The sequence below is a fragment of the Guyparkeria sp. genome (genome assembly GCF_041687595.1).
GTDB lineage: Bacteria > Pseudomonadota > Gammaproteobacteria > Halothiobacillales > Halothiobacillaceae > Guyparkeria.
In genome coordinates, this window is the sequence record NZ_JAWLBP010000041.1 from 1 (window position 1) to 20,814 (window position 20,814).

Below are 20,814 nucleotides of genomic sequence, written 5' to 3' on the forward strand. Positions count from 1 at the left end.
GGACAAGACCTTTGTCTGGAAGATGACGAATGCCTACCCGGCGGGTGCACCGTTCTACTCCACCGGCCCGGGCAGTGCGGAGGATTTCTGCCGCATCGTTGAGGAAATGTCCGGCGGGCGGCTGAAGATCAAGCATTTCGCCGCGGGCGAACTGCTCCCGGCGATGGAAGGGTTCGATGCTTGCTCCAACGGCGTCGTCGAGATGAACTGGGCGAACGCCTACTACTGGGCGGGCAAGACGCCGGCGGCCCAGTTTTTCACCACCGTGCCGTTCGGCATGAACTTCCAGGGCATGACCGCGTGGCTGCAGCACGGTGAAGGCCAGAAGCTCTGGGACGAGGTCTACGAGCCGTTCAACGTGATCGGCATGCCGGCGGGTAACACGGGCGTGCAGATGACCGGCTGGTTCCGCGACCCGATCGAGTCCGTCGATGACTTCGATGGCCTGCGCATGCGCATCCCGGGTCTGGCTGGCAAGGTCTACGAGCAGCTAGGCGTGAGCGTGAAGCTGCTACCCGGTGGCGAGATCTTCCCGGCGCTCGAGCGGGGCGTGATCGATGCCGCCGAGTTTGTCGGGCCGTACCAGGATCGTCGTCTCGGCCTGCACATGGCCGCCAAGCACTACTACACCACCGGCTGGGCCGAGCCCTGCAACGTCACCGAGCTGCTGGTCAACAAGGAAGCCTGGGCCAGCCTGCCGGGCGACCTGCAGGCCATCGTTCGCCACGCTGCCAGTGCCTGCAACGTGACCAGCCACACCTGGTCCGAGGCCAACAACGCCGACGCGCTTACCGACCTGGTCGAGAACCACGGAGTCAAGCTCGGCACGCTCTCGCCGGAGATCGTCAAGCGCCTCAAGGAAAGCACCGGGGATGCGCTCAGCGATCTGGCGGCGAAGGATCCGATGGCCAGGAAGGTCCACGACAGCTACTTCGCCTTCAAGCAAAAGCACGACCTGTGGCAGCGCCGCAGCGAGACCGTGCTGCAGACCGACCTGAGCTGAGCCATGAACACGGCAATCCACGAACTGGCCCGGTCGCTCGACCGGGGGGTGGGGCTGATCGGTCGCCTCAGTGCCTGGCTGACGCTGGCCCTGGTGCTCCTGGTAGCCGGCAACGTCCTGTTCCGCTACGTCTTCCACGTCAGCTCGGTTGGCCTGCAGGAGCTCGAGTGGCACCTGCTGGCCCTGATCGCGATGCTCGGTTCGGTTTACACGCTCCAGCAGGACGAGCACGTCCGCGTCGACATCCTTTGGCAGAGGTATCCGCCCCGGCTGCGAAGGGCGTTCGGCGCGTTGATCGCCGCGCTGGTCATCGTGCCGATGGCGTTGTGGCTCGGATGGCTCTCGGTCGATTACGTCACGAAGTCCTACCGCATGGGCGAGGTCTCGCCCGACCCGGGTGGCCTGCCGTACCGCTACCTGGTCAAGGCCGTGATCCCGCTCGGATTCTCGCTGATCGCCATCCAGGGGTTCGCCATGGCCCTGCGTGACGGCCTGGCGGTCTTCGCTCGCGACCCGGACGCCGTGCTTGCCTCGAATAAATCTGTCGGGCAGCCCGAAACTCCGCCGGAACAGCCGGCGACATCCCCCTGAATACGGAGACGGACCCATGGACTCCTACAGCCTGGCGTTGATGATGATCGCGGGATTGCTGGTCCTGATATTTGCCGGCGTCCCGGTGGCCTTTTCGATCGCCGCCGTCGGCATCGTCTTCGGGCTGATCGGCGTGGGCGACTTCATGTTCAACCTGCTGCCGGCGCGCATCTTCGGGGTCATCACCAACTACACGCTGCTCGCCATCCCGCTGTTCGTGTTCATGGGGGTGCTGCTGGAGAAGTCCCGCATCGCCGAGAGTGCGATTGACGTGGTCGGCCACCTGGCCGGTAACCGACCGGGCGGCATGGCGATCGCCATCATCGTCATCGGGGTGCTGATGGGCGCCTCGACCGGCATCGTCGGCGCGACGGTGGTGGCCGTCGGCTTGATCACGCTGCCGAAGCTGCTTGCCCGGGGATACCACCCGTCGCTTGCCAGCGGCACCATCTGCGCATCGGGCACGCTTGGCCAGATCATCCCGCCGAGCCTGTTGATCATTCTCCTGGCCGACATCATGGGCGAGTCGGTGGGCGAGCTGTTCGCCGCGGCGATCGTGCCTTCGATGCTCCTGGCGGCGCTCTACGTGATCTACCTGATCGTCCTCGGGCGCCTGGTGCCGCACCACGCCCCGCCACTGCCCCAGGCCGAACGGGACGCGATGGGGCGGGGCGAGCTCTGGCTCAAGGTGGTCAAGACGGTGGTGCCGCCGGTGCTGCTGGTCGTCGCCGTGCTCGGTTCGATCATCGGCGGGGTGGCCGCGCCCACGGAAGCGGCGTCCATCGGGGCGCTCGGGGCCATGGCGATCGTCGCGGCCATGGGGCGACTGGACATGGCCACGCTCAAGCAGACCATGCGCGACACCTTGAAGCTCACCGGCATGATCATGTTCGTGTTGATCGCCGCCCAGGCCTTCGCGCTGTCGTTCCGCCTGCTCGGCGGGGAGGAGATGATCGGCGAACTGTTCGATTGGGTCCCGGGAGGCACCATGGGGGCGATCCTGTTCATGCTCCTGATCCTGTTCGTGCTCGGCTTCTTCCTCGAATGGATCGAGATCTCCTACATCGTGCTGCCGCTGATGCTGCCGATCTTTCTCGCTGCCGACGTGGACGTAATCTGGCTGGCCATGCTGGTGACCCTGGTGCTGCAGACCTCGTTCCTGACGCCACCCTTCGGCTGGGCGCTGTTCTTCCTCAAGGGGGTGGCGCCCCCGGAGGTGCGCACCCGGGATCTCTACCTCGGTGTGCTGCCCTTCATCGGCCTGCAACTGCTGACACTCGCCATCGTGCTGATCTTCCCGAGCGTGGCCACGGGCTTGCCGCAGAGCATGGGCTGGTAAGGTTTTCACCGCGGGGCGCGGCCCCGTGACCAAACGGAGAAACCCGATGATCAATACCCCACGTGCCCGCCGCGGCATGGTGGTCGCCCCGCACGCGCTCGCCTCCGAGGCGGGACTGGCGATCCTGCGTGAAGGCGGGAACGCTATCGAGGCCGCCGTCGCGACCGCCTCGACACTGGCCGTGGTCTACCCGCACATGACCGGTATCGGCGGAGATGCCTTCTGGCTTATCAAGCCGGCCGGTGGGGCGGTGCGCTACGTCGGAGGCTGCGGTGCGGCCGCGGCAGACCGTGACGACTACACCGGGCGAGGGATGACGGCGATCCCGACCCGCGGGCCGGATGCCGCGCTGACCGTGGCCGGTGCCGTCTCGTCCTGGAAGGCCGCGCTCGAGCTGTCGACTGGCGAGCTGGGTGGACGGGTGCCGGTCTCGCGCCTGCTCGAAGACGCCATCGGCTACGCCGAGTCGGGCTACCCGGTCACGGCAAGCCAGGCCTCCGTGACCGCGTCGCGCACCGACGAACTGTCATCCGTCCCCGGCTTCGCCGAGACCTTTCTCCTGGACGGGAAGCACCGACCGGCGGGTGCAATCGAGACCCAGCCCCGGCTGGGTCGCACCCTGCGTCGTCTGGTCGACGAGGGGCTGGAGGGGTTCTACTGGGGGAAACTGGCCCGCTCGATCGCCGAGGATCTCGGGCGGGTGGGTAGCCCGGTCGGGCTGGAGGCACTGGTCGCCCACCAGGTAGAGGTGGGCGAACCCTTGGCCTGCCGGGTCGGGTCGGCGACGGTCTACAACAGCCGCCCGCCAACCCAGGGCGTCGTGTCGTTGATCATCCTGGCCTTGGCCGAGCGTCTCGGCGTGGCCGACTTCCCGGTTGACAGCCCCGAGGCCATCCACCGGATCGTCGAGGCGACCAAGCGGGCATTCCGGGTGCGCGATGAGTCGCTGATGGATCCCGCCGACATGGATGTCCCGGTCGAGACCTTCCTCGATCCGGGTTTTCTCGACGGGCTGGCCGACGAGGTCGATCCCAACCGGGCCATGCCTTGGGGCAGGGTGGGCGAACCGGGCGACACCACGTGGTTCGGCGTGATCGACGGGGAGGGTAATGCCGTGTCCGTGATCCAGAGCATCTACCACGAGTACGGCAGTGGGGTGGTGCTCCCCGAGACCGGCATCAACTGGCAAAACCGCGGGCTGGCCTTCTCTCTCGAACCGGATTCTCCAAGGGTGTTGAGAAAGGGCCGCCGACCGTTCCACACGCTCAATCCGCCGCTGGCCTGTCTCGACGATGGCCGCACGATCGTTTACGGCACGATGGGTGGTGACGGCCAGCCGCAGACACAGGCAGCACTGTTCGCCCGCCACGTCTGGAACGCGGTCGAGCCCCAGGCAGCCGTTACCGCTCCGCGCTGGCTACTGGGACGAACCTGGGGCAACCCGTCGACCTCGTTGAAGCTCGAAGCCCGTTTCGACCCGTCCGTCGCCTCAAGGCTTGCCGAGATGGGGCACGAGGTGGAGTCGGTGGCTGCCTTCGACGAGATGATGGGGCACGCCGGCTTGATCGTGCGCTCACCCGACGGCGTGCTCGCCGGTGGAGCCGACCCCCGTGGCAATGGCAGTGTCGCCGGTTTCTGATGCCTGCCCGGACGCCGCCCGGGCAGGTTCGCTTTCTCCCGTTTCTAATTGACCACGGTACCCAATGGAAAACCTTCTCGTCCTGATTCCGTTACTTCTCGCCAGTGGCGCAGCCGCCGGCCTGCTGGCCGGTTTGCTGGGCGTCGGTGGCGGTATCGTCATTGTGCCGATGCTCTACCACGTCTTCATCCATGTCGGCGTGGCGCCGGACGTGGTGATGCCCCTGGCGGTGGGAACATCGCTTGCCACGATCGTGGTCACGGCGAGCATGTCCTCGCGCAGCCATCAAGCCCGGGGCAACGTCGATGGCCCGTTGGTCAAGCGCTGGATCCCGGCCGTGCTGGCCGGCGTGGTGGTCGGCACCTTGCTCGGCGCCGTGCTGCCGGGCGAGCTTCTGCGGGTGATATTCGGTGGCTTCATGATCGTGATCGCTACCCACATGCTTCTGACGGCAGGCCGTCCGGTGGCCCTGACCGACCACCTGCCCGGTGCCTGGGGCCAGCGCGGTGCGGCGACCGGGATCGGCAGCCTCGCCTCGTTGCTGGGCATCGGGGGTGGCACGCTGGTGGTCCCGTTCCTCAACTTCTTCAGTTTTCCCATGCACCGTGCGGTGGGTTCGGCGGCGGTAGTCGGGCTGGTGGTCGCCGTACCGGGGACCATCGGCTACATGCTGACGGGCTGGAACCAGGTGGGGCTGCCGCTCGGGTCGACCGGTTACGTCAACTGGCTGGCCTTCGTCCTGCTGGTGCCGATGACGATGCTCTTCGCCCCGCTGGGGGTACGCCTGTGCCAACGGCTGGACGTGGGTAAGCTTCGGCGCGCCTTCGCGGTGCTGTTGATCGCGGTGGGTCTCAAGATGCTGTTCTTTTGAGTGAGGGACGGTTGGCTTGAAATGCCGGCGAGGTGTCGACACATCGATCGCACCGACCCGCTAAAGGTCCGTGGTGAATCTGAGCTGCTGTACCCCGTCGACCGGACAGGCGGGGAACATGTAATGCGTGCTCCAGAGCTTTTCCCGGACGGACACGTGGAGTTCCTTATCCGGTCGCTAATTCGATAGGGGCTCTTGCCGATGCCAACGATGCCGGGGGTGTCGCGAGAGGGCGGACGGGTCGTCGGCAGGCGAGGGCAGCCGTCCGCTACACTTGTTGCCTATGATTCCTTTTTCCGTACTCGATCTCGCCCCGATCACCGAGGGCTCGGATGCCGCCTCGGCATTCGCCAACAGCGTGGATCTCGCCCGCCATGCCGAGGACCTCGGTTACCGACGTTACTGGCTCGCCGAGCATCACAACATGCCCGGCATCGCCAGCGCGGCTACTGCGGTGGTGATTGGTCAGGTGGCGGCAGCCACCCAGCGAATCCGCGTCGGTGCCGGTGGCATCATGCTGCCCAATCATTCGCCGCTGGTGGTGGCCGAGCAGTTCGGCACGCTCGATACCCTGTTCCCGGGACGGATCGACCTGGGGCTGGGGCGCGCGCCGGGTACCGACCAGACCACCGCCCGTGCCCTGCGACGGGAGGGCAGCGACCCGCAGCGATTTCCTGACGAAGTTGCCGAGATCCTGGCCCTGTTCGACGAGCCGGAACCGGGGCAGGCCGTGCGCGCGATCCCCGGCGCGGGACGGAAGGTACCGGTGTGGATCCTCGGGTCGAGCCTGTTCGGCGCCCAGCTGGCCGCCGCCCTCGGGCTGCCGTATGCCTTTGCCTCCCATTTCGCCCCGGGCGAGCTGATGAACGCGCTGGCGCACTATCGTGAGAACTTCCGGCCATCCCGGTTTCTCGACAAGCCCTACGCGATGGTGGGCTTCAACGCCTACGTGGCCGACACTGATGAGGAGGCACGCTTTCACGCCAGTTCCATGGAGCAGTCCTTCGTCGCCCTGCGTCAGGGTCGGCCCGGGCCGATCCCGCCGCCGGTCGCCGGTTACCGTGAGCGGGTCGGGCGCTTCGAACGGGCGGTGATCGAGCAAACCATGGCCTGCTCGGCAATCGGGTCGCCCGACACGGTCGAGTGGGAGATCGGCCGGTTCCTCAAGGCTACCGGTGCCGACGAACTGATCGTCACCAACTCGAGCTTCGATCACGCTGCCCGCTGCCGTTCCTACGAGCTGCTGGCCGGCGTGCGCAACCGCATTGCCGCCAAGGCCGAGGTGTCGTGACCGCGAAAAAGCGTGTCTTCCTCGCCCTATGGGCAAATGACTTCATTCGGGTGCCGTTGCGTCTCCTTGGGCGGGGCATCGACGTCGGCGGTCTCCCGGGCGCCCCTGCACATATCTTGCGACCACATAAGAAACTGATGTGATTCGGTCGTCGTTACCTTGGCAATGATCTGATTGCAGTGTTTGGATTCGAACCTGACTGGTTCGTTTGTTCATCAGTGCGAATTTCTTCGCCTTCAGGGTGTCTCGAAAATCTGCGAGGGAATTCGTGGTGGTACTCGAAGAAAGCCGGATTATGGGGCGAAAGTCTGGGCCCAAAGTCTGGCCCACATCCTCTGGAAGCCGGATTGGCGGGTCTGGCGATGCGGGTCCCATTGCCATGGTGTTCAGCGAAAGGACCGCTTGAGTTCTGCGAAATGCGCCCGGCGAATGCTTGCGCTGGCACCCATCTACAATGACTCACTCAGGCTGGCGGGGCGAAAGCCGGAACTCTCCCTGATCCTCGTTCCGCGAAATATCGGAGGCGATCAGCTAGAAACACATGGTTACTGGGCCAAGCACGGGGTTGGCTGTTTCAGTCTGGCAAGTGATCAGCACGCCCCTGGTCTCATCGAACGAGTGATCTCGGTGTTACAACCGCCGTTGTCTGAATCGCCCCCACTTTCCTAGACCATTCAAGAGCCTCACACTGAGGGTGACGAGAACATGACGCGGAGATGCGCGCGGCGCAATCCGGGCGCTCGGGGGAAGGAGGGGAGTGTATGGATAGGGCGCGTTTGCCAGAGCTGATCGGCGATCTATATCGGATCGTCGGTGAACTGGAAGAAATGTTCCCGGGAAGGCATTTCACTCCAGATGGGCATCTTGTGGGTAGTCTGGGCGAGTGCTTGGCTGCGTATCATTATGGGCTTGAGCTGCTGCGCGCCTCGTCACCAGGGGTGGATGCCGTAAAAAACGGCCTGGGAATCGAAATCAAAGCAACGCAAGCAAATCGTGTTGGCCTAAGGAGTGGGCCGGAGCATTTGTTGGTTCTTCGCCTTGATCGCGAAGGTGGCTTTTCCGAAGTGTATAACGGGCCTGGCCATGTCGTGTGGCGAGAGTTCGAAGGGAAAAAGAAGCCAAGTAACGGACAGTTCCAGATCTCTTTGAGCCGACTTGCCAAGCTCATGGAGGGAATTCCTTCCGAGCTTAGACTGCCAATGACAACTTCGAATCAAGCGATTCACCCCTCGCTGAAATGATCAGGTCAGGACGAGCAGCTGTAATGGGAAACGCCACCGACATGGAACAAGGATGATGGCTTGAGCCGGTAGTACTTTTCTTCCACCGCTTTTGATTGCTCGGCGTATGGCTGCGTCATTACCTCCTGGAGTTCCCTGATTGCCGAATAATCGCCGGCCGCCGCTTGTTGGTAGGCGGGAACGAGAAACCACTCTCTCAACGTGTACTTCGGGTTGACCCGTTTCATGGCCTTGGAGATCTCGTCGCGAGTTCGGGCCAACTCGGTTGCCGACTTGGTGTCGTCGTCGACACCGACGAGCGATCGCCACTTGGCCAGCCACTCGGACCAGCGCTCGTCGGTTGCGCGGGGGTTCTCTGCAGACGGCTTGCTTGAAACGTCCGAGGGATCGATATCGGCATAGAAGCTCTTCTTGAGTGGCCCGATGCTGTCGGGAATCGCCGAAAGCTCGCGGAAGAAGAGGGTGTAATCCACCGGGGTGGTGGTCATCAACGTTTGCAGTTCGACAAACAACTCGGCGTCGACCGACGCCAGGCCCAGTTTGCTGGCCCACATTCGTTCCAACTTTTCGCCCATTACCTTGGCAAAGTCGTCCTGCATCGCATCAAGCTGCGCGATGGCTTCCGGATCATCGTCCAGCAGGGGGCGTAAGGTCGTGCAGAACGTGCGGAAATTGCGTTCCGCGGCGGCGGGCTGGTTGGAAAAACAGAAGTGGCGTCCGCCTCCCGTCCAGGGTTGAAAGTAGAGGTCGAAGACCTCGCAAAACCCGAACGGGCCATAGTCGAGCGTAAAGCCCCCGGCCGCGCAGTTGTCGCTGTTGAAGTTGCCCTGACAGTAGCCAACCCTAATCCAGTCGGCAACCAGCGAGGTGAGCCGGTCTCGGAACGCGAGCGCGAGCGAAATGATTTGCTCGCGAACTCCCGCTTCTCGATCAACGTCCTCGGCGTATTCTCGGTCAATCAGATGCGAGACGAGCGCTTCCAGCTCTTCCCTGGCTCTCGGGTGAGCCTGCTTGCGAGCACGGCGGCTGAAGAGCTCGAGCTGGCCGACCCGAATGAACGAGGGCGCCACCCGGGTGGAGATGGCAACGGGTTCCCGAACCAGGGTGTCGGGATTCATGGCCTGGCTGCCATCCGAGTACCAGGGCCGATCGACCGTTTCGGTTTTGGATGCGTACAGGCTCAGTGACCGCGATGTCGGTACCCCGAGGGCGTGCATGTGCTCTTGGGCGAGGAACTCGCGAACGCTGGAGCGCAAGACCGCCCGTCCATCCGCGCCCCGGCAATAGGGCGTGCGACCGGCCCCTTTCAGTTGCATCTCCCATCGCTGGCCCCTTGTCACGACCTCGAGTATGGAAAGGGCTCGACCGTCGCCGTAGCCGTTGCCGGTCTGAAACGGGCACTGGCGGTCGAATTCCGTGCCATAGATGGAAAGGGCGTAGCCACTAGCCCAACCGACGTTGCTCATCGTCTCGGGTACGACAGCCAGGTCGCCGGAAAACAGGCGGACGAACCCGTCGGACCGCGCCAGGCTGTCGTCGAAACCCAGGTCACGGAAAAGCGCTCGACCGTGAGCGACGTATTCCGGGTTTTCGATCGGGGTCGGCTTGACGGGTACGTAATGCCCGGAAAAGACCTGTCTTGGTGAGTGGTCGATGCCATCGCTCGTCGCATCCGGATCGCGTTTGAGCGTGCTCATCAGGGAGTAATCGACGACGTTGGCGAGCTCCTCGAGACTCGAGATGGCAGAGGGCTTTTCGGGCAAGTGTTGCTGGGTCTGTTCTTGGGTCATGGGTATTCCCGGGTGCACCTGGTGACGAACGGTCGGTTACGTGGGGCGACGAGTTGGCTTATCGCTGTGTTGGCCGGGAATATGTTCCGGTTTTCCCGCATCACCGTGTCGACCGGCAGGCAACCGTCAATAGGTGGGCATGCCGCTATCGACTTGCGTTGCCCAGGCATCGACTCCGCCGGTGAGGTTGATCACGTCGGTGAATCCCTGCTGTTCCAGGAACAAGGCAACCTGCATGCTGCGCATGCCATGATGACAAATGCACACGATTGGCTTGTGCTTGTCCAAATGCCCGACATTGGCCGGCACCGTGTTCATCGGCGTGGTCTGCGAGCCGTCGATATGACAGAGCTGGTACTCCCACGGCTCCCGAACATCGAGTAGCAGGGGGCTGGGACTGGTTTCGTCGTTGAGCCAGGCGGCCAACGCTTTTGCCTTCATGTTTTGCATGGGTTCTATCCCGGTTTATCGATAGGTCGTCGTGTCCCTTCGGCAACCCTGGTGCGATATTTGAAGTGAGAAGGTGGCCAGCGAGCACGTTTGCCGGGTAGGGGTTGATTCGATCCGAGCACGCCCACGCCGGGGGACGGGCAAGTCAGCCACTCCCCGCAATGGCGAACCCTAAGCGCCGAACGGGCATGTGGGTAAAGCGATCACTCCAGATAGGAGCGCTTGTCGGGTACGCCGTCCCACTCCTCGGCGTCGGCCGGCGGGTCTTTCATCTCCGAGATCGTGGGCCATTGTTCGGCCAGCCGGCTGTTGAGTTCGATGAAATCGGTCTGGTCCTCGGGAACGTCGTGTTCGTCGAAGATCGCCCCGGCCGGGCATTCGGCGACACAGACGTCGCAATCGATGCAGGCCTCCGGGTCGATCACCAGCATCTCGGGCCCTTCGCGGAAGGCATCGACGGGACACACGGAGACGCAGTCCGTGTACTTGCACTTGATGCAGTTCTCGGTCACGACGTACGTCATTCGTTTCTCCTCCAGCCCTTCAATCCAAGGGCAATGGCTGGTGGTGCTGCCCCCATGGGGATTCCCATCCCCGAGCCACGCGACACGGTCCGGGTGCAGAAAGCCCGAGTCTATCACTTGGTATTTTCCGATCGACCCGACTCCCGCAGACGCGTTGGCCATTTCGTGGAGCCCGTCTCCAAGGCTGGCGGCTGGCTCGGCTCCATCGCTTGCGGAAGGGGCGCCGCTGCGATCGACTGTTCGCGTTGGTGTCGAACGTGCTCAATGTGGGGGTCAAGGCGGCTTCGTCGCCCGATCAAGCGAATGCTGCTACCGCGAGCGTAAACAAGGCCTTAGCTTTTGAAAACGGAATGGCGGCGAGCTTGGGCGTGTGGATTCATCCGTTTTCAGGCATCGGCCCTCGCTTGAGTGGCGCGAGGGCCGCGATGTGCTCAGGAGACAGACCGCAACACCCCCCGAGTACCTGCGCACCTTCTTCGATCCATGCCTCGGCGTAGCGGTGGAGTTCGGAGGGCGTGATCACGTCCTCGAACTGCCAATGAGGGGATTTGAAATACCCCGAGTCCGGGTAGGCCATGAGCGGGCCGTCGAACGTCGCGCGCAGGATTTCCAGGGCATCGGAGACCAGGTTCGCTGGCGTGTGCATGATGCCTGCCGCGTCGACTTCCCAGTCGTGCAGGATCGAGATGATTTGCGCGAATGGGACATCCTCACCGGGGCCGAATCCGAGCAGCTGTCCGTTCTCGCCGCGCCGGGCGGAGAATCCGGCCCAGACGGGCAGGCCGGTCTGGGCGGCCGCCTCGAAGACGAGCGGCATGCGGGCCGGGTCGTACATCATTTCGAGGAGGAGCAGGTCGCAGCCTTCGTCGCGCAGCAGACGGGCCTGTTCGCGGAGCGCATCGGCCATTTCGTCGAGGCCGATGGCGGCATGGCTGTCGGGCTGGGCGGAACCGTCGGCGATCGGTCCCCGGTGAGACAACGACCCGGCGACCATGACATCCGGCCGGTTGCAGCGCTCCCTTGCCCGCAGTGCGGCGCGGACCGATGCCCGGTTGATCTCCTCGAACTTGTCGCCAAGGCCGTCAAGCTTGAGAAGCGCGCGCGAGGTGGCGTAGGTATTCGCCGTGATGATGTCGGCCCCGGCAACGATGTAGTCGCGGTGGATCTGTTCCAGGATCTCGCCATGTTCGAGAGAGGCGGGGCCACTCCATGCGCCGGCGCTCATGGGCACGCCACGTTTCTCAAGCTCGGTGCCGGTTGCACCGTCAAGCAGCCTGACCTCGCCTTGTTGCAGCGCTTGGTACGTCATTGCCATGCCATCCCGGGACGATTCGTGTCTGCCTGTCATTGTGGCAGACAACATGATTGCGGCTGAGATTTGCGGCGCAAAGCCAAACGGTTGGTCCGTTGCGTGTAGCAAACGTGGTGGGTTGCTCGGGATGATGAAGGCGATTTCCGCGGCGAGTGCGGCTAACATGAGGCACAGCTAATCCTGTTCTTTCCAGGCTGGGTCCGGCATCAAAGAATGCGAGCAAGGATCAACCGGCCGGCGTGATGTTCCCTCATCAAGGAGGCCTTGCCGATGACACTCTCCCGTCCGTTTCTCGCGATCGTTCTCGCTACCTCGTCAATGGCGGTCAGTGCCGGCGACGAGTCCGGTGGCCTGTCGCTCGACGGCGTCGATAACCACGAGGCCGTCGTCCCGCCCCAGTGCTACACGCGCACCGACGGGCGTTTCAATCCCTGCTACACCTGCCACCAGAGCTACAAGGACAAGGACCGTCCCAACTTCATGGATGACGGCAGGCTCCAGGCCGAGTACGACTTCTCGGATTTCGCCATGACCAACCGCTGGTCGAACCTGTTCCGGGATCGATCCGAGGAAGTCGCCTCGATCAGCGACGAGGAGATCCTCGAGTACATCGCCGAGGACAACTACTCGGCGCTCGCCGGTCGGCTGGAAGCGATGGGCTGGGACGGGTTCGTCCCGGACATCGACGACCTGCAGCTCGCCGCCGGGGCGTTCGACGAACACGGGTTCGCACGCGATGGCAGTGGCTGGGTGGCCTTCAACTACAAGCCGCTGCCAAGCACCTTCTGGCCGACGAACGGCTCGACCGACGACGTCATGCTTCGCCTGCCGGAGAAATTCCGCCAGGCCAGTGACTGCCGAGGCGAGGGCGGATACTCCGCCGATGCCTACCGCGCCAACCTCGCCATCCTGGAGGCGGCGATCAAGGACCTCCCGGAGATCGAGAGCCTGCCGGTCGACGAGAACGCGGTGTGCGCGGACCTGAACGGGGACGGCGAACGCAGCGTGGTGACCCGCATCCAGCGGCCCGAGCATTACGTCGGCGATGCCGACGAAGTGCCGGTGGCGACCATGCTCTACCCGGAGGGCACCCAGTTCCTGCACACGGTGCGCTACGTGGGCGTGACCGAGGACGGCAGCATCACGCACACCCCTCGCATGAAGGAAGTGCGGTACATGAAAAAGCTCGCCTTCCACGACCGCGACGAACTGCGCGAGATCTACGAGGAAGCGGAAGAGGGTCACGACGACGAGGGCCACGAGGAGGAGCAGGGCCACGACGACAACGGCCACGAACAGAACGAGGATGTGCTCCCGGGATTTGCCGACACCGGCCACGGCCTGACCAACGACTTCGGCTGGCTCGTGCTTGGCTTCATCGAGGACAAGAAAGGCGAGCTGCGCCCGCAGACCAAGGAGGAGCACCTCTTCTGCATGGGCTGCCACAGCACGATCGGGTCGACCCTCGACCAGACCTTCGCCTTCCCGCGCAAGGTCACCGGGGCCGACGGCTGGGGTTACCTCGATCTCAAGGGGATGAAGGATGCCCCGAACGTCGGGGAGATCGACGGCGAGATCCTGACCTACTTCGCGCGGGTCGGTGGTGGCAGCGAATTCCGCAACAACCCGGAAATGCAGGCCCGCTGGTTCACCGACGAGGGCGAGGTGGACCGCGAAAAGGTCGAGGCGGCCGACGTCTACACCCTGATCACGCCGTCACCCGAGCGCGCCCTGCGCCTGAACAAGGCCTACCGGGTGATCGTCGACGAGCAGAGCTTCATCCACGGGCGTGATGCCACGGTGGTGCCGCCGGAAAACGTCTACGACGAAGTGGATGCCAGCGATCCACCGCTGCCCGAGGAGCACCAGCACGACTGGGACATTCGGCTGGACTGGTCGCAAGAGAAACGCGTCGGGCAGGGCGAATCCGGTGCGGCTTCAGGGTGACGTTTTGAAGCTGCGTTCCCATCAGTGAATCTTGCGGCCTTCCCGGGAGGTCGCCGTAACCACTTGCGCGAACCGGTCGGGTCTACAGGCGCCTTGTCTTCTCGGGGATACATGGCGACCAGTACTCCAGGCGGCCTGACACCAGTCGTGAGACGCGACCCCTCCATAGTGGAGGCAAATGGATCGGCCGGCAGTGGTGGACCTAGGGGTTTACCCCGTTTTGGCGGGAGACCGAATCGAGGCTGATCATGTCGCGTGGCGTTTTGCCACGACCCGGTACAGGGCGGGCAGGACCACCATGTTGAGGAGCGTCGAGGTGGCCAGGCCACCGAGGATCACCACTGCCATGGGGGCCTGGATCTCGGTCCCGGCCTCGCCCAGCCCCATCGCCAGCGGGATCAGGGCCAGACCGGCGGTGAGCGCGGTCATCAGGATCGGGGCGAGCCGTTCCATGGAGCCGGTGACCACCGCCTGGTCCACGTCCATGCCCTCGCGCGCCAGCGCCTGGAAGCGGCTGATCAGGAGGATCCCGTTGCGGATGGCGATGCCGAACAGGGTGATGAAGCCCACCAGGGCGGCTACCGTGATCGTCCCGCCCATGGCCCAGACGGCGGCCACGCCACCGACCAGCGCCAGCGGGATGTTGACCATCACCAGCAGGGCAAGTCGCAGCGAGCGGAAGGCCATCTGCAGCAGGAGCAGGATGCCGGCGAGCACGGCCAGCGAGACCCAGCCGATCGTGCGGGTGGCATTGCCCTCGGCCTCGAACTGGCCGCCGTACTCCACCCGGTAGCCCTCGGGCAGGGTGATATCGGCATCGACGTTCGCCTTGATCGCCTCGACGGCACCGCGCAGGTCGCGCCCGGCCACGTTGGCGCTGACCACGAGGCGTCGCTGGGTGTTCTCGCGCAGGATGGTTCCGGGCCCGCGCTCGAACGACGGGCTGGCCAGCGCGCGCAGCGGCACCATGTCGCCGGTGGGCGTCTGGATCAGGGTGTCGCCGACCGCGTGACGATCCTCGCGGGCCTCGTCGTTGAACCGGACGACGAGATCGAAGCGCCGGTTGTCCTCGAACACCTCGGACACCACGCTGCCGCGGTAGGCGGTTTCCACCAGTTGCGCGACCTCCTCGACCGACATCCCGTAGCGGGCGATGGCCTCGCGATCGGCGCGCAATCGCAGTTGCGGCACGGATTGCAGCGGCTCCATGGCGACGTCCACCAGGCCGTCCACCTCCTGCATGGTGCCCTCGAGCTCTCCGCCCAGTCGCCGGAGCTCGGCGAGCGACGGGCCGAAGACCTTCACGGCGATCGCCGCCCGCGTGCCGGAGAGCATGTGGTCGATGCGATGGGACAGCGGCTGGCCGATGTTGATGTTGACCCCACGCACACCGTCGAGCGCGCCGCGCAGTTCGGCCATGAACGCCTCCTTTCCCTGGGGCAGCTCGCCCAGCATGACCTCGAACTCGGAGGCATTCGGTCCCTGCGTGTGGGCATCCAGGGCGGCTCGACCGGTCTTGCGGGCCACGCTCTGGACCTGGTCGAAGCCGAGCAGGACGTCTTCCACCTGTCGGCCGATGGCCGCGGAGGTCTCCAGCGAGGTGCCGGGCGGGGCGGTCACCGCGATGGTGAGGCTTCCCTCGTTGAATTCGGGGAGGAACGAGCGGCCGAACTGGCCGATCACCAGGAGGGTGGCCACCACCATGACCACCGAGATGCCCAGCACGGCCGGCGCGAAGCGCAGGCTGGCGTTGAGGATGGGAGCGTAGATCCACTTGGCGAAGCGGATCACCGGCGGGTCCTTTTCCTGGCCCATGGCCTTGTCCTTCGACAACAGCCACAGGCTCAGGACCGGCGTCAGCGTCAGGGCCACCAGCAAGGAGGCGGCGATCGCGAACAGGTAGGCCAGTCCCAGCGGCTCGAGCAATCGGCCCTCCACGCCCTGGAGGAAGAACAGCGGGGCGAACACCAGCATGATGATGGCCGTCGAGAAGACCACCGACTGGCGTACCTCGGAGCAGGCGCGGTAGACCACGCCTGCGGCCGGGGCGGGCCGGTCGAGGCGGGCATTCTCGCGCAGCCGCCGGTAGATGTTCTCGACGAAGATGATCGCGTCGTCCACCAGCGCGCCGATGGCGATGGTCATCCCGCCGAGGGTCATGGTGTTGATGCCGATGCCCATCCACTTGAGCCCGATCAGGGCGACCACGAGCGACAGCGGGATCGCGAGCAACGAGATCAGGGTGGTGCGGAAGCTGAACAGGAAGGCGAACAGCACCACCACGACGAAGATCGCCCCGTCGCGCAGGGCGACGGCCACGTTGTCGACTGCCCGGGAGATGAAGTCCGCCTGGCGGAACAGCCCCGGCTCGATGTGGATCCCTTCGGGCAGGTCGGCCTTGGCCTCCTGCAATACCGCCTTGATGTGACGTGTCAGTTCTAGGGTGTCGGCGTGGGGCTGCTTGGATACCGCGACGATCACGCCGGGGTCGCCGTTGATCCCGCCGTCCCCGATCGGAATGCCCGGCCCCTCGCGGACGTCGGCCACGTGACGGATGCGGATCGGTGCGTCGTCACGTACGGTGATGACGGCCTCCTCGATGTCGGCGGAGCGCTCCGTCCGACCGAGAAAGCGCAGCACGTAGTCCTGGCCACCCTCGCTGATCCAGCCCCCGCCGGCATTGCGGTTCGCCCGGGCAGCCGCCTCGCGCACCTGGTCGAGGCCGATGTTCATCTCTTGCAGGCGTTCCGGGGAGACCAGCACCTGGTACTCGCGGACATGGCCGCCCAGGGCCGTGACGTTGGCCACGCCGGGGATGGCGAGCAACTGGGGCTCGAGCTGCCAGTCGGCCACCTCGCGGGCCAGCATGAGGCTGGCGCCCTCGGAGGCCCGCACACCGAAGAACTCGATTTCGCCCATGATCGAGGTGATCGGGCCGAGCTGCGGCACGCCGGCGCTCCGGGGCAGGTCGTCGCGCGCCTGGTCGAGGCGCTCGGTGACGATCTGGCGAGACTCGAGGATGTCGGTGCCCCACTCGAACTCCACCCAGACGATGGAAAAGCCCGGCACGGACTGCGAGCGCAGGCGGCGCACGTCGGTCGCCCCGTTCATCGCCGTCTCGATAGGGAAGGTGACTTGCTGCTCCACCTCCTCGGTGGCAAGGCCGGGGGCCTCGGTCATCACCGTCACCGTGGGGGCGGTCAGGTCGGGGAACACGTCCACCGGCACGTCGCGGGCGGTGATCACGCCGAGCACGAGCAGCAGGGCGGAGGCGGCCACCACCAGCAGGCGATTCTGCAGTGACCAGTCGATCAGTCGGTCCAGCATGTCCGTTCTCCTCAGTGGGCGTGGCCGTGGCCGATGTCCTGCTCGCCGCGCGAGGCCAGCAGGACGATGTAGGCCCCTTCGGTGACCACGCGCTCGCCCGGATGCAGACCGGCGGTGATCGCCACGCGGTCGCCGCTGCGGATGCCGGTCTTGACCTGGCGGCGTTCGAAGCTCTCGCCACCGTGCTGGACGATGACCACCTCGATGCCGTCGTCGTCGAGGATCGCGGAGTCCGGCACCACGACGGCCATCTGCCCGGCGCCGGTCGAGAAGGCCACCGACCAGGCGGTGCCGGGAATCAGGCGGCCCTCGGGGTTGGGCACGTCGAAGACCAGCGGAACGGTGCCGTTCTCCTCGGTCCGGGTGCCGGTGTAGGCGTGTTCCGCCCCGGGGAGCGATTGCCACTGCCCGCCGGCCTGGCGGGCGACGAGGTCGCCGGGTCCCTTGATGCGCGCCATGTCGCCGGGGTAGGCCATGGCCTTGAGCCAGACACGACTGTCGTCGAGCACCGAGAACACCGCCTGGTCGCGAGCGACCAGTTCGCCGGGTGCGTGCGGGCTGGCCGTGATCACGCCGCTGATGGGTGCTCGCAGGGCAACGGCGGCCTCGGACTGGTCTCGCCCGCCTTCCAGCTGTTCCAGCCGGGTACGGGCACGCTCCAGTGCCTGGCGGGCGACGCGGTATTCGGACGTTGCCTGTTCCAGTCGCTTTTCCGACACGACACCGTCGCCGTACAGTCGCTGGACCCGGTCGCGCTCGGCACGGGCCAGCGACAGGCGTTCCCGGGCCTGGGTCAGGTCGAGGTCGAGCAGGCCGACGTCTTCGGCACCGCTCAGCGGCAGGACGCGGGCGAGCACGTCGCCGGCCTCGACACGCTCGCCGGGCCGTTGCCAGGCGTCGTTCTCGGGCGGGAGCAGCCTCCCGCCGGCCGGGGCAGTCACCTCGGCGCTCTGGCCGGGACGCGGCTCGATGCGTGCCGGCAGCGACAGGCGCTCGGTGATGTAGTCGGTGAACACCGGCTGGACGGCGAAGTCCATGCGCCACTGCTGCTCCTTGAGGAACGCGATATCCCCGGCCTCGTCGTGGCCATGGTCGTCTGCCCCGTGATGCTCCTCGTCGTGGACCGGTTCGTCGCCGCGCTGGTCGTTCGCCTGGTTCGCGGCGACGACATCGACATGCCCGGCCTCGATGCTCCACCGGTCGTCGCCCCTGCCCAGAACCAGCTCCAGGTGGTAGTGGCCGGGGCGTTCGACGGCGATCTCGGGCAGGAATATCCCGTCGCGGGCGACGGTCTCGGCGACGTGTTCCTCGACGTGGCCGTCCTCGCGGCTGAACCGGTACCGGAGCGGGCCGGACACGACCGGCGAGAAGTCTTCCAGCCACGTGAGGTGGGTGATGTACTTGCCGGGTTCACCGGCGACGGGCTCCGGGTACTCCATGAACAGTTCGAGTGCACCGGACCAGGTCGTCACCGAGAGCATGTGCGGCTCGTCGCCGTGGTCCGATTCGTCGACCGTGTCGAGGTCGACGTGTTCGCCCTGTTCATCGTGTTCGTGGCCGGGGTCGTCCAGGCAGCCGGAGAGAGGAAGGCTCAAGGCAGCCGCCAACGCGAGCCAGAGGCGCCGGCGGGGCAGGCGAATCGGGTTCATCGGTTTTGCTCCGGGTGATCGGTGTTGATCATCAGGCCGGCGGCCAGACGCAGGTCGGACTCGAGTTCCCGTGCCTCGAGCAGCAGGTCGATGTAGCGGCGCGTGGCGCGTATGTGGGCCTGGGCGGCGTCAATCAGCTCGGTCAGGCTCAGTTCGCCCTGCTCGAACCCTTGTCGGGTCTGCTCGAGGACCTTGTCGGCCGGCGCAAGCATGGCGGTGCGGTGTTCATCGATATGTTCGAGTACGCCGGCAAGGCGGGCATGAAACCGTTCCAGCCGGATGCCCAAATCGCGCTGGGTCGCCTGGCGCTGGGCGTCCCGGCGGATGGCCGCGCTTTGCTGCGCATCGACCTGGCCACGTCCCCGCGACCAGAGCGGCAGTTCGACAGAGAGGCCGACGTGGTGAGTGTTTTCCTTGCGACCGTCGATGTAGGCGCGTTCACGCGCCACGCGCACGGCCAGGTCCGGCAGGCGCTCGGCACGGGCCTGTTCCACCTCGGACCGCGCGGCGGAGACCTGCCGGGCGGCGGCAAGGAGGGTGGGGTGTCGTTCCAGTCGCCGCCGAAGCGCGTCGAGTGCCGGTGGCGCTGGTGCCCGATCCAGTTCGGGCAGGGAGACAGTGGTTCCTTTATCGAGGTCGAGCAGGCCGCGGTAGTCGGCCAGGGCCGACGCTCGCTCCTGGCGCGCCTCGTCCAGTTCGGCCCGGGCCTCGGCACGCAGCAGGTTCAGCCGCAGGCTTTCGCGTTCGGAGAGATCGCCGGCCCGGGCCCGGCGATCGCCGATGCGGGCGAAGCGCTCGGTCCATTCCCGCTGGACGGTTGCCTGCCGGACGAGGGCCTCGGCCCATTGCAGCCGGTGGAAGGCAAGGGCCGCGCGATGCTCCGTCTCCAGGGCGTGCTGCAGACGTCGGGCCTCTGCCGCCTCGGTGCGTTGGTCGGCGGCGTCGGCGCGATGACCGATGCGCCCGTCGAGCGGCAGGGACTGGCGGACCGCGTATTCCTGCACCGACCATCCGCCGGACCCGTCCTCGACACCGAGTTCGTCACTGAAGCCGAGTTCAAGTCGGGGGTTTGGCCAGCGACCGGCCTCGTTGGCGAGACCGGCGCGGCGGTCGCGTTCGGCCCGGGCGGCGTCGAGCTCGGGCGCGACGGTCAATGCCCGTTCGGCACTTTGCTCGAGCGTCCAGTCGGTCGCCAGGGTAGCCAGGGGGGCAAGCAGCAACAGGCTGCCCACGAGCAAGGGGTGGCGGGTGCGTTGCACCCGCTCGGGTCGAGACGCCATTGGCATGACGAACTCCTCTGGATCAAGGCCCGCAGCGGGGCGGAAGCCACGCGTCGATCAAGTCGACGACTGGTGTGGCGCGATCAGGGTGGGGAGTTTGTCAGGCGAGGGGAGGGGCGCGTTCGGGAGGGCGTAACCTTGGCGACGAGGAGCGAAGCGCCGGGGTTGTCAGCGCGGGGCGGATCGCCTGCTTGCGCGGGAGGGCGATCAGCAGGGATGCCATGAGGATCAGGCCGAGCCCGCCGCCGAAGAACTTCAGCAGCGCCGAGGACTCGATCTCCACCGCATCCGCGTGCGAGGCCTGGTGCGCCTCGGCGTGTTCCATGTGCGCCGACGCGGCATGGCTGCCGTCGTGACCGGAGGCATGGAAGTGCCAGGCACCGTACAAAAGCCCTTGCAGGACAACGGCCAAGCAGAGAAGAGCGACGAGCCGCCGGTCTTGCGCAATGCGTTGTCGCAGTCGGTGAATCAAGGGCAATCCTGAAGCTGTCGAATGGAATCGTCCCGGCCAGTCGGAACTCGTTGGACTGTAAGGGAAGACATGTCGAGCGGCAATAGCG

General features: G+C 65.5%; 15 protein-coding genes and 1 pseudogene. 8 read left to right on the forward strand and 8 right to left on the reverse strand.

Annotation, left to right across the window (positions count from 1 at the left end):
• The 7 genes from ACESL5_RS07330 to ACESL5_RS07360 all read left to right on the forward strand — a co-directional run.
• On the forward strand, positions 1 to 1,003 hold a 1,003-nt coding region (locus ACESL5_RS07330), incomplete at its 5' end, for a TRAP transporter substrate-binding protein (RefSeq protein WP_372592128.1).
• Positions 1,004 to 1,006: 3 nt separating this feature from the next.
• On the forward strand, positions 1,007 to 1,594 hold the full coding sequence (locus tag ACESL5_RS07335) for a TRAP transporter small permease subunit (protein WP_372592129.1): 588 nt from the start codon (positions 1,007 to 1,009) through the stop codon (positions 1,592 to 1,594).
• A gap of 16 nt (positions 1,595 to 1,610) precedes the next feature.
• Complete coding sequence (locus ACESL5_RS07340; protein ID WP_372592130.1) at positions 1,611 to 2,933, forward strand: TRAP transporter large permease subunit; 1,323 nt, start codon at positions 1,611 to 1,613, stop codon at positions 2,931 to 2,933.
• Between the two features lie 46 nt (positions 2,934 to 2,979).
• A complete protein-coding gene (locus ACESL5_RS07345) occupies positions 2,980 to 4,572 on the forward strand; it encodes a gamma-glutamyltransferase family protein (RefSeq protein WP_372592131.1) in 1,593 nt (530 codons plus the stop codon).
• A 64-nt stretch (positions 4,573 to 4,636) separates the two neighbouring features.
• Positions 4,637 to 5,443 (forward strand): sulfite exporter TauE/SafE family protein, encoded by an 807-nt coding sequence (locus ACESL5_RS07350; RefSeq protein ID WP_372592132.1) that lies wholly within the window; start codon positions 4,637 to 4,639, stop codon positions 5,441 to 5,443.
• A gap of 283 nt (positions 5,444 to 5,726) precedes the next feature.
• On the forward strand, positions 5,727 to 6,734 hold the full coding sequence (locus tag ACESL5_RS07355) for an LLM class flavin-dependent oxidoreductase (RefSeq protein ID WP_372592133.1): 1,008 nt from the start codon (positions 5,727 to 5,729) through the stop codon (positions 6,732 to 6,734).
• Positions 6,735 to 7,495: 761 nt separating this feature from the next.
• Positions 7,496 to 7,975 (forward strand): DUF6998 domain-containing protein, encoded by a 480-nt coding sequence (locus ACESL5_RS07360; RefSeq protein ID WP_372592134.1) that lies wholly within the window; start codon positions 7,496 to 7,498, stop codon positions 7,973 to 7,975.
• Between the two features lie 182 nt (positions 7,976 to 8,157).
• Here ACESL5_RS07360 and ACESL5_RS07365 read toward each other — a convergent pair.
• The 4 genes and pseudogenes from ACESL5_RS07365 to ACESL5_RS07380 all read right to left on the reverse strand — a co-directional run.
• Positions 8,158 to 9,765, reverse strand: a pseudogene (locus tag ACESL5_RS07365) (protein adenylyltransferase SelO family protein); the annotation flags it as partial.
• A gap of 126 nt (positions 9,766 to 9,891) precedes the next feature.
• Positions 9,892 to 10,215, reverse strand: coding sequence for a rhodanese-like domain-containing protein (locus ACESL5_RS07370; RefSeq protein ID WP_372592136.1), 324 nt, complete (start codon positions 10,213 to 10,215; stop codon positions 9,892 to 9,894).
• A 203-nt stretch (positions 10,216 to 10,418) separates the two neighbouring features.
• The gene (gene fdxA, locus ACESL5_RS07375; RefSeq protein ID WP_372592137.1) at positions 10,419 to 10,739 is read right to left on the reverse strand and encodes a ferredoxin FdxA; all 321 of its coding nucleotides are present in this window, start codon (positions 10,737 to 10,739) and stop codon (positions 10,419 to 10,421) included.
• Positions 10,740 to 11,115: 376 nt separating this feature from the next.
• Entirely contained in the window at positions 11,116 to 12,216 is a 1,101-nt protein-coding gene (locus ACESL5_RS07380) for a homocysteine S-methyltransferase family protein (protein ID WP_372592138.1), read from the reverse strand.
• Positions 12,217 to 12,321: 105 nt separating this feature from the next.
• Between ACESL5_RS07380 and ACESL5_RS07385 the strand changes: the two genes are divergently transcribed.
• A complete protein-coding gene (locus ACESL5_RS07385; RefSeq protein WP_372592139.1) occupies positions 12,322 to 13,998 on the forward strand; it encodes a hypothetical protein in 1,677 nt (558 codons plus the stop codon).
• Between the two features lie 246 nt (positions 13,999 to 14,244).
• Here the strand turns inward: ACESL5_RS07385 and ACESL5_RS07390 are convergent, their stop codons facing one another.
• From ACESL5_RS07390 to ACESL5_RS07405, 4 genes are all read right to left on the reverse strand, one after another.
• The gene (locus ACESL5_RS07390; RefSeq protein ID WP_372592140.1) at positions 14,245 to 17,325 is read right to left on the reverse strand and encodes an efflux RND transporter permease subunit; all 3,081 of its coding nucleotides are present in this window, start codon (positions 17,323 to 17,325) and stop codon (positions 14,245 to 14,247) included.
• 11 nt (positions 17,326 to 17,336) lie between these two features.
• Positions 17,337 to 18,974: an efflux RND transporter periplasmic adaptor subunit gene (locus tag ACESL5_RS07395; protein ID WP_372592141.1), complete on the reverse strand. Its 1,638-nt coding sequence runs from the start codon at positions 18,972 to 18,974 to the stop codon at positions 17,337 to 17,339.
• Positions 18,971 to 20,260 (reverse strand): TolC family protein, encoded by a 1,290-nt coding sequence (locus tag ACESL5_RS07400; protein ID WP_372592142.1) that lies wholly within the window; start codon positions 20,258 to 20,260, stop codon positions 18,971 to 18,973. Before ACESL5_RS07400 ends, ACESL5_RS07395 begins: the two co-directional genes overlap by 4 nt.
• Before the next feature lie 94 nt (positions 20,261 to 20,354).
• A partial coding sequence (locus tag ACESL5_RS07405; protein WP_372592143.1) for a hypothetical protein occupies positions 20,355 to 20,814 on the reverse strand: 460 nt, incomplete at its 5' end.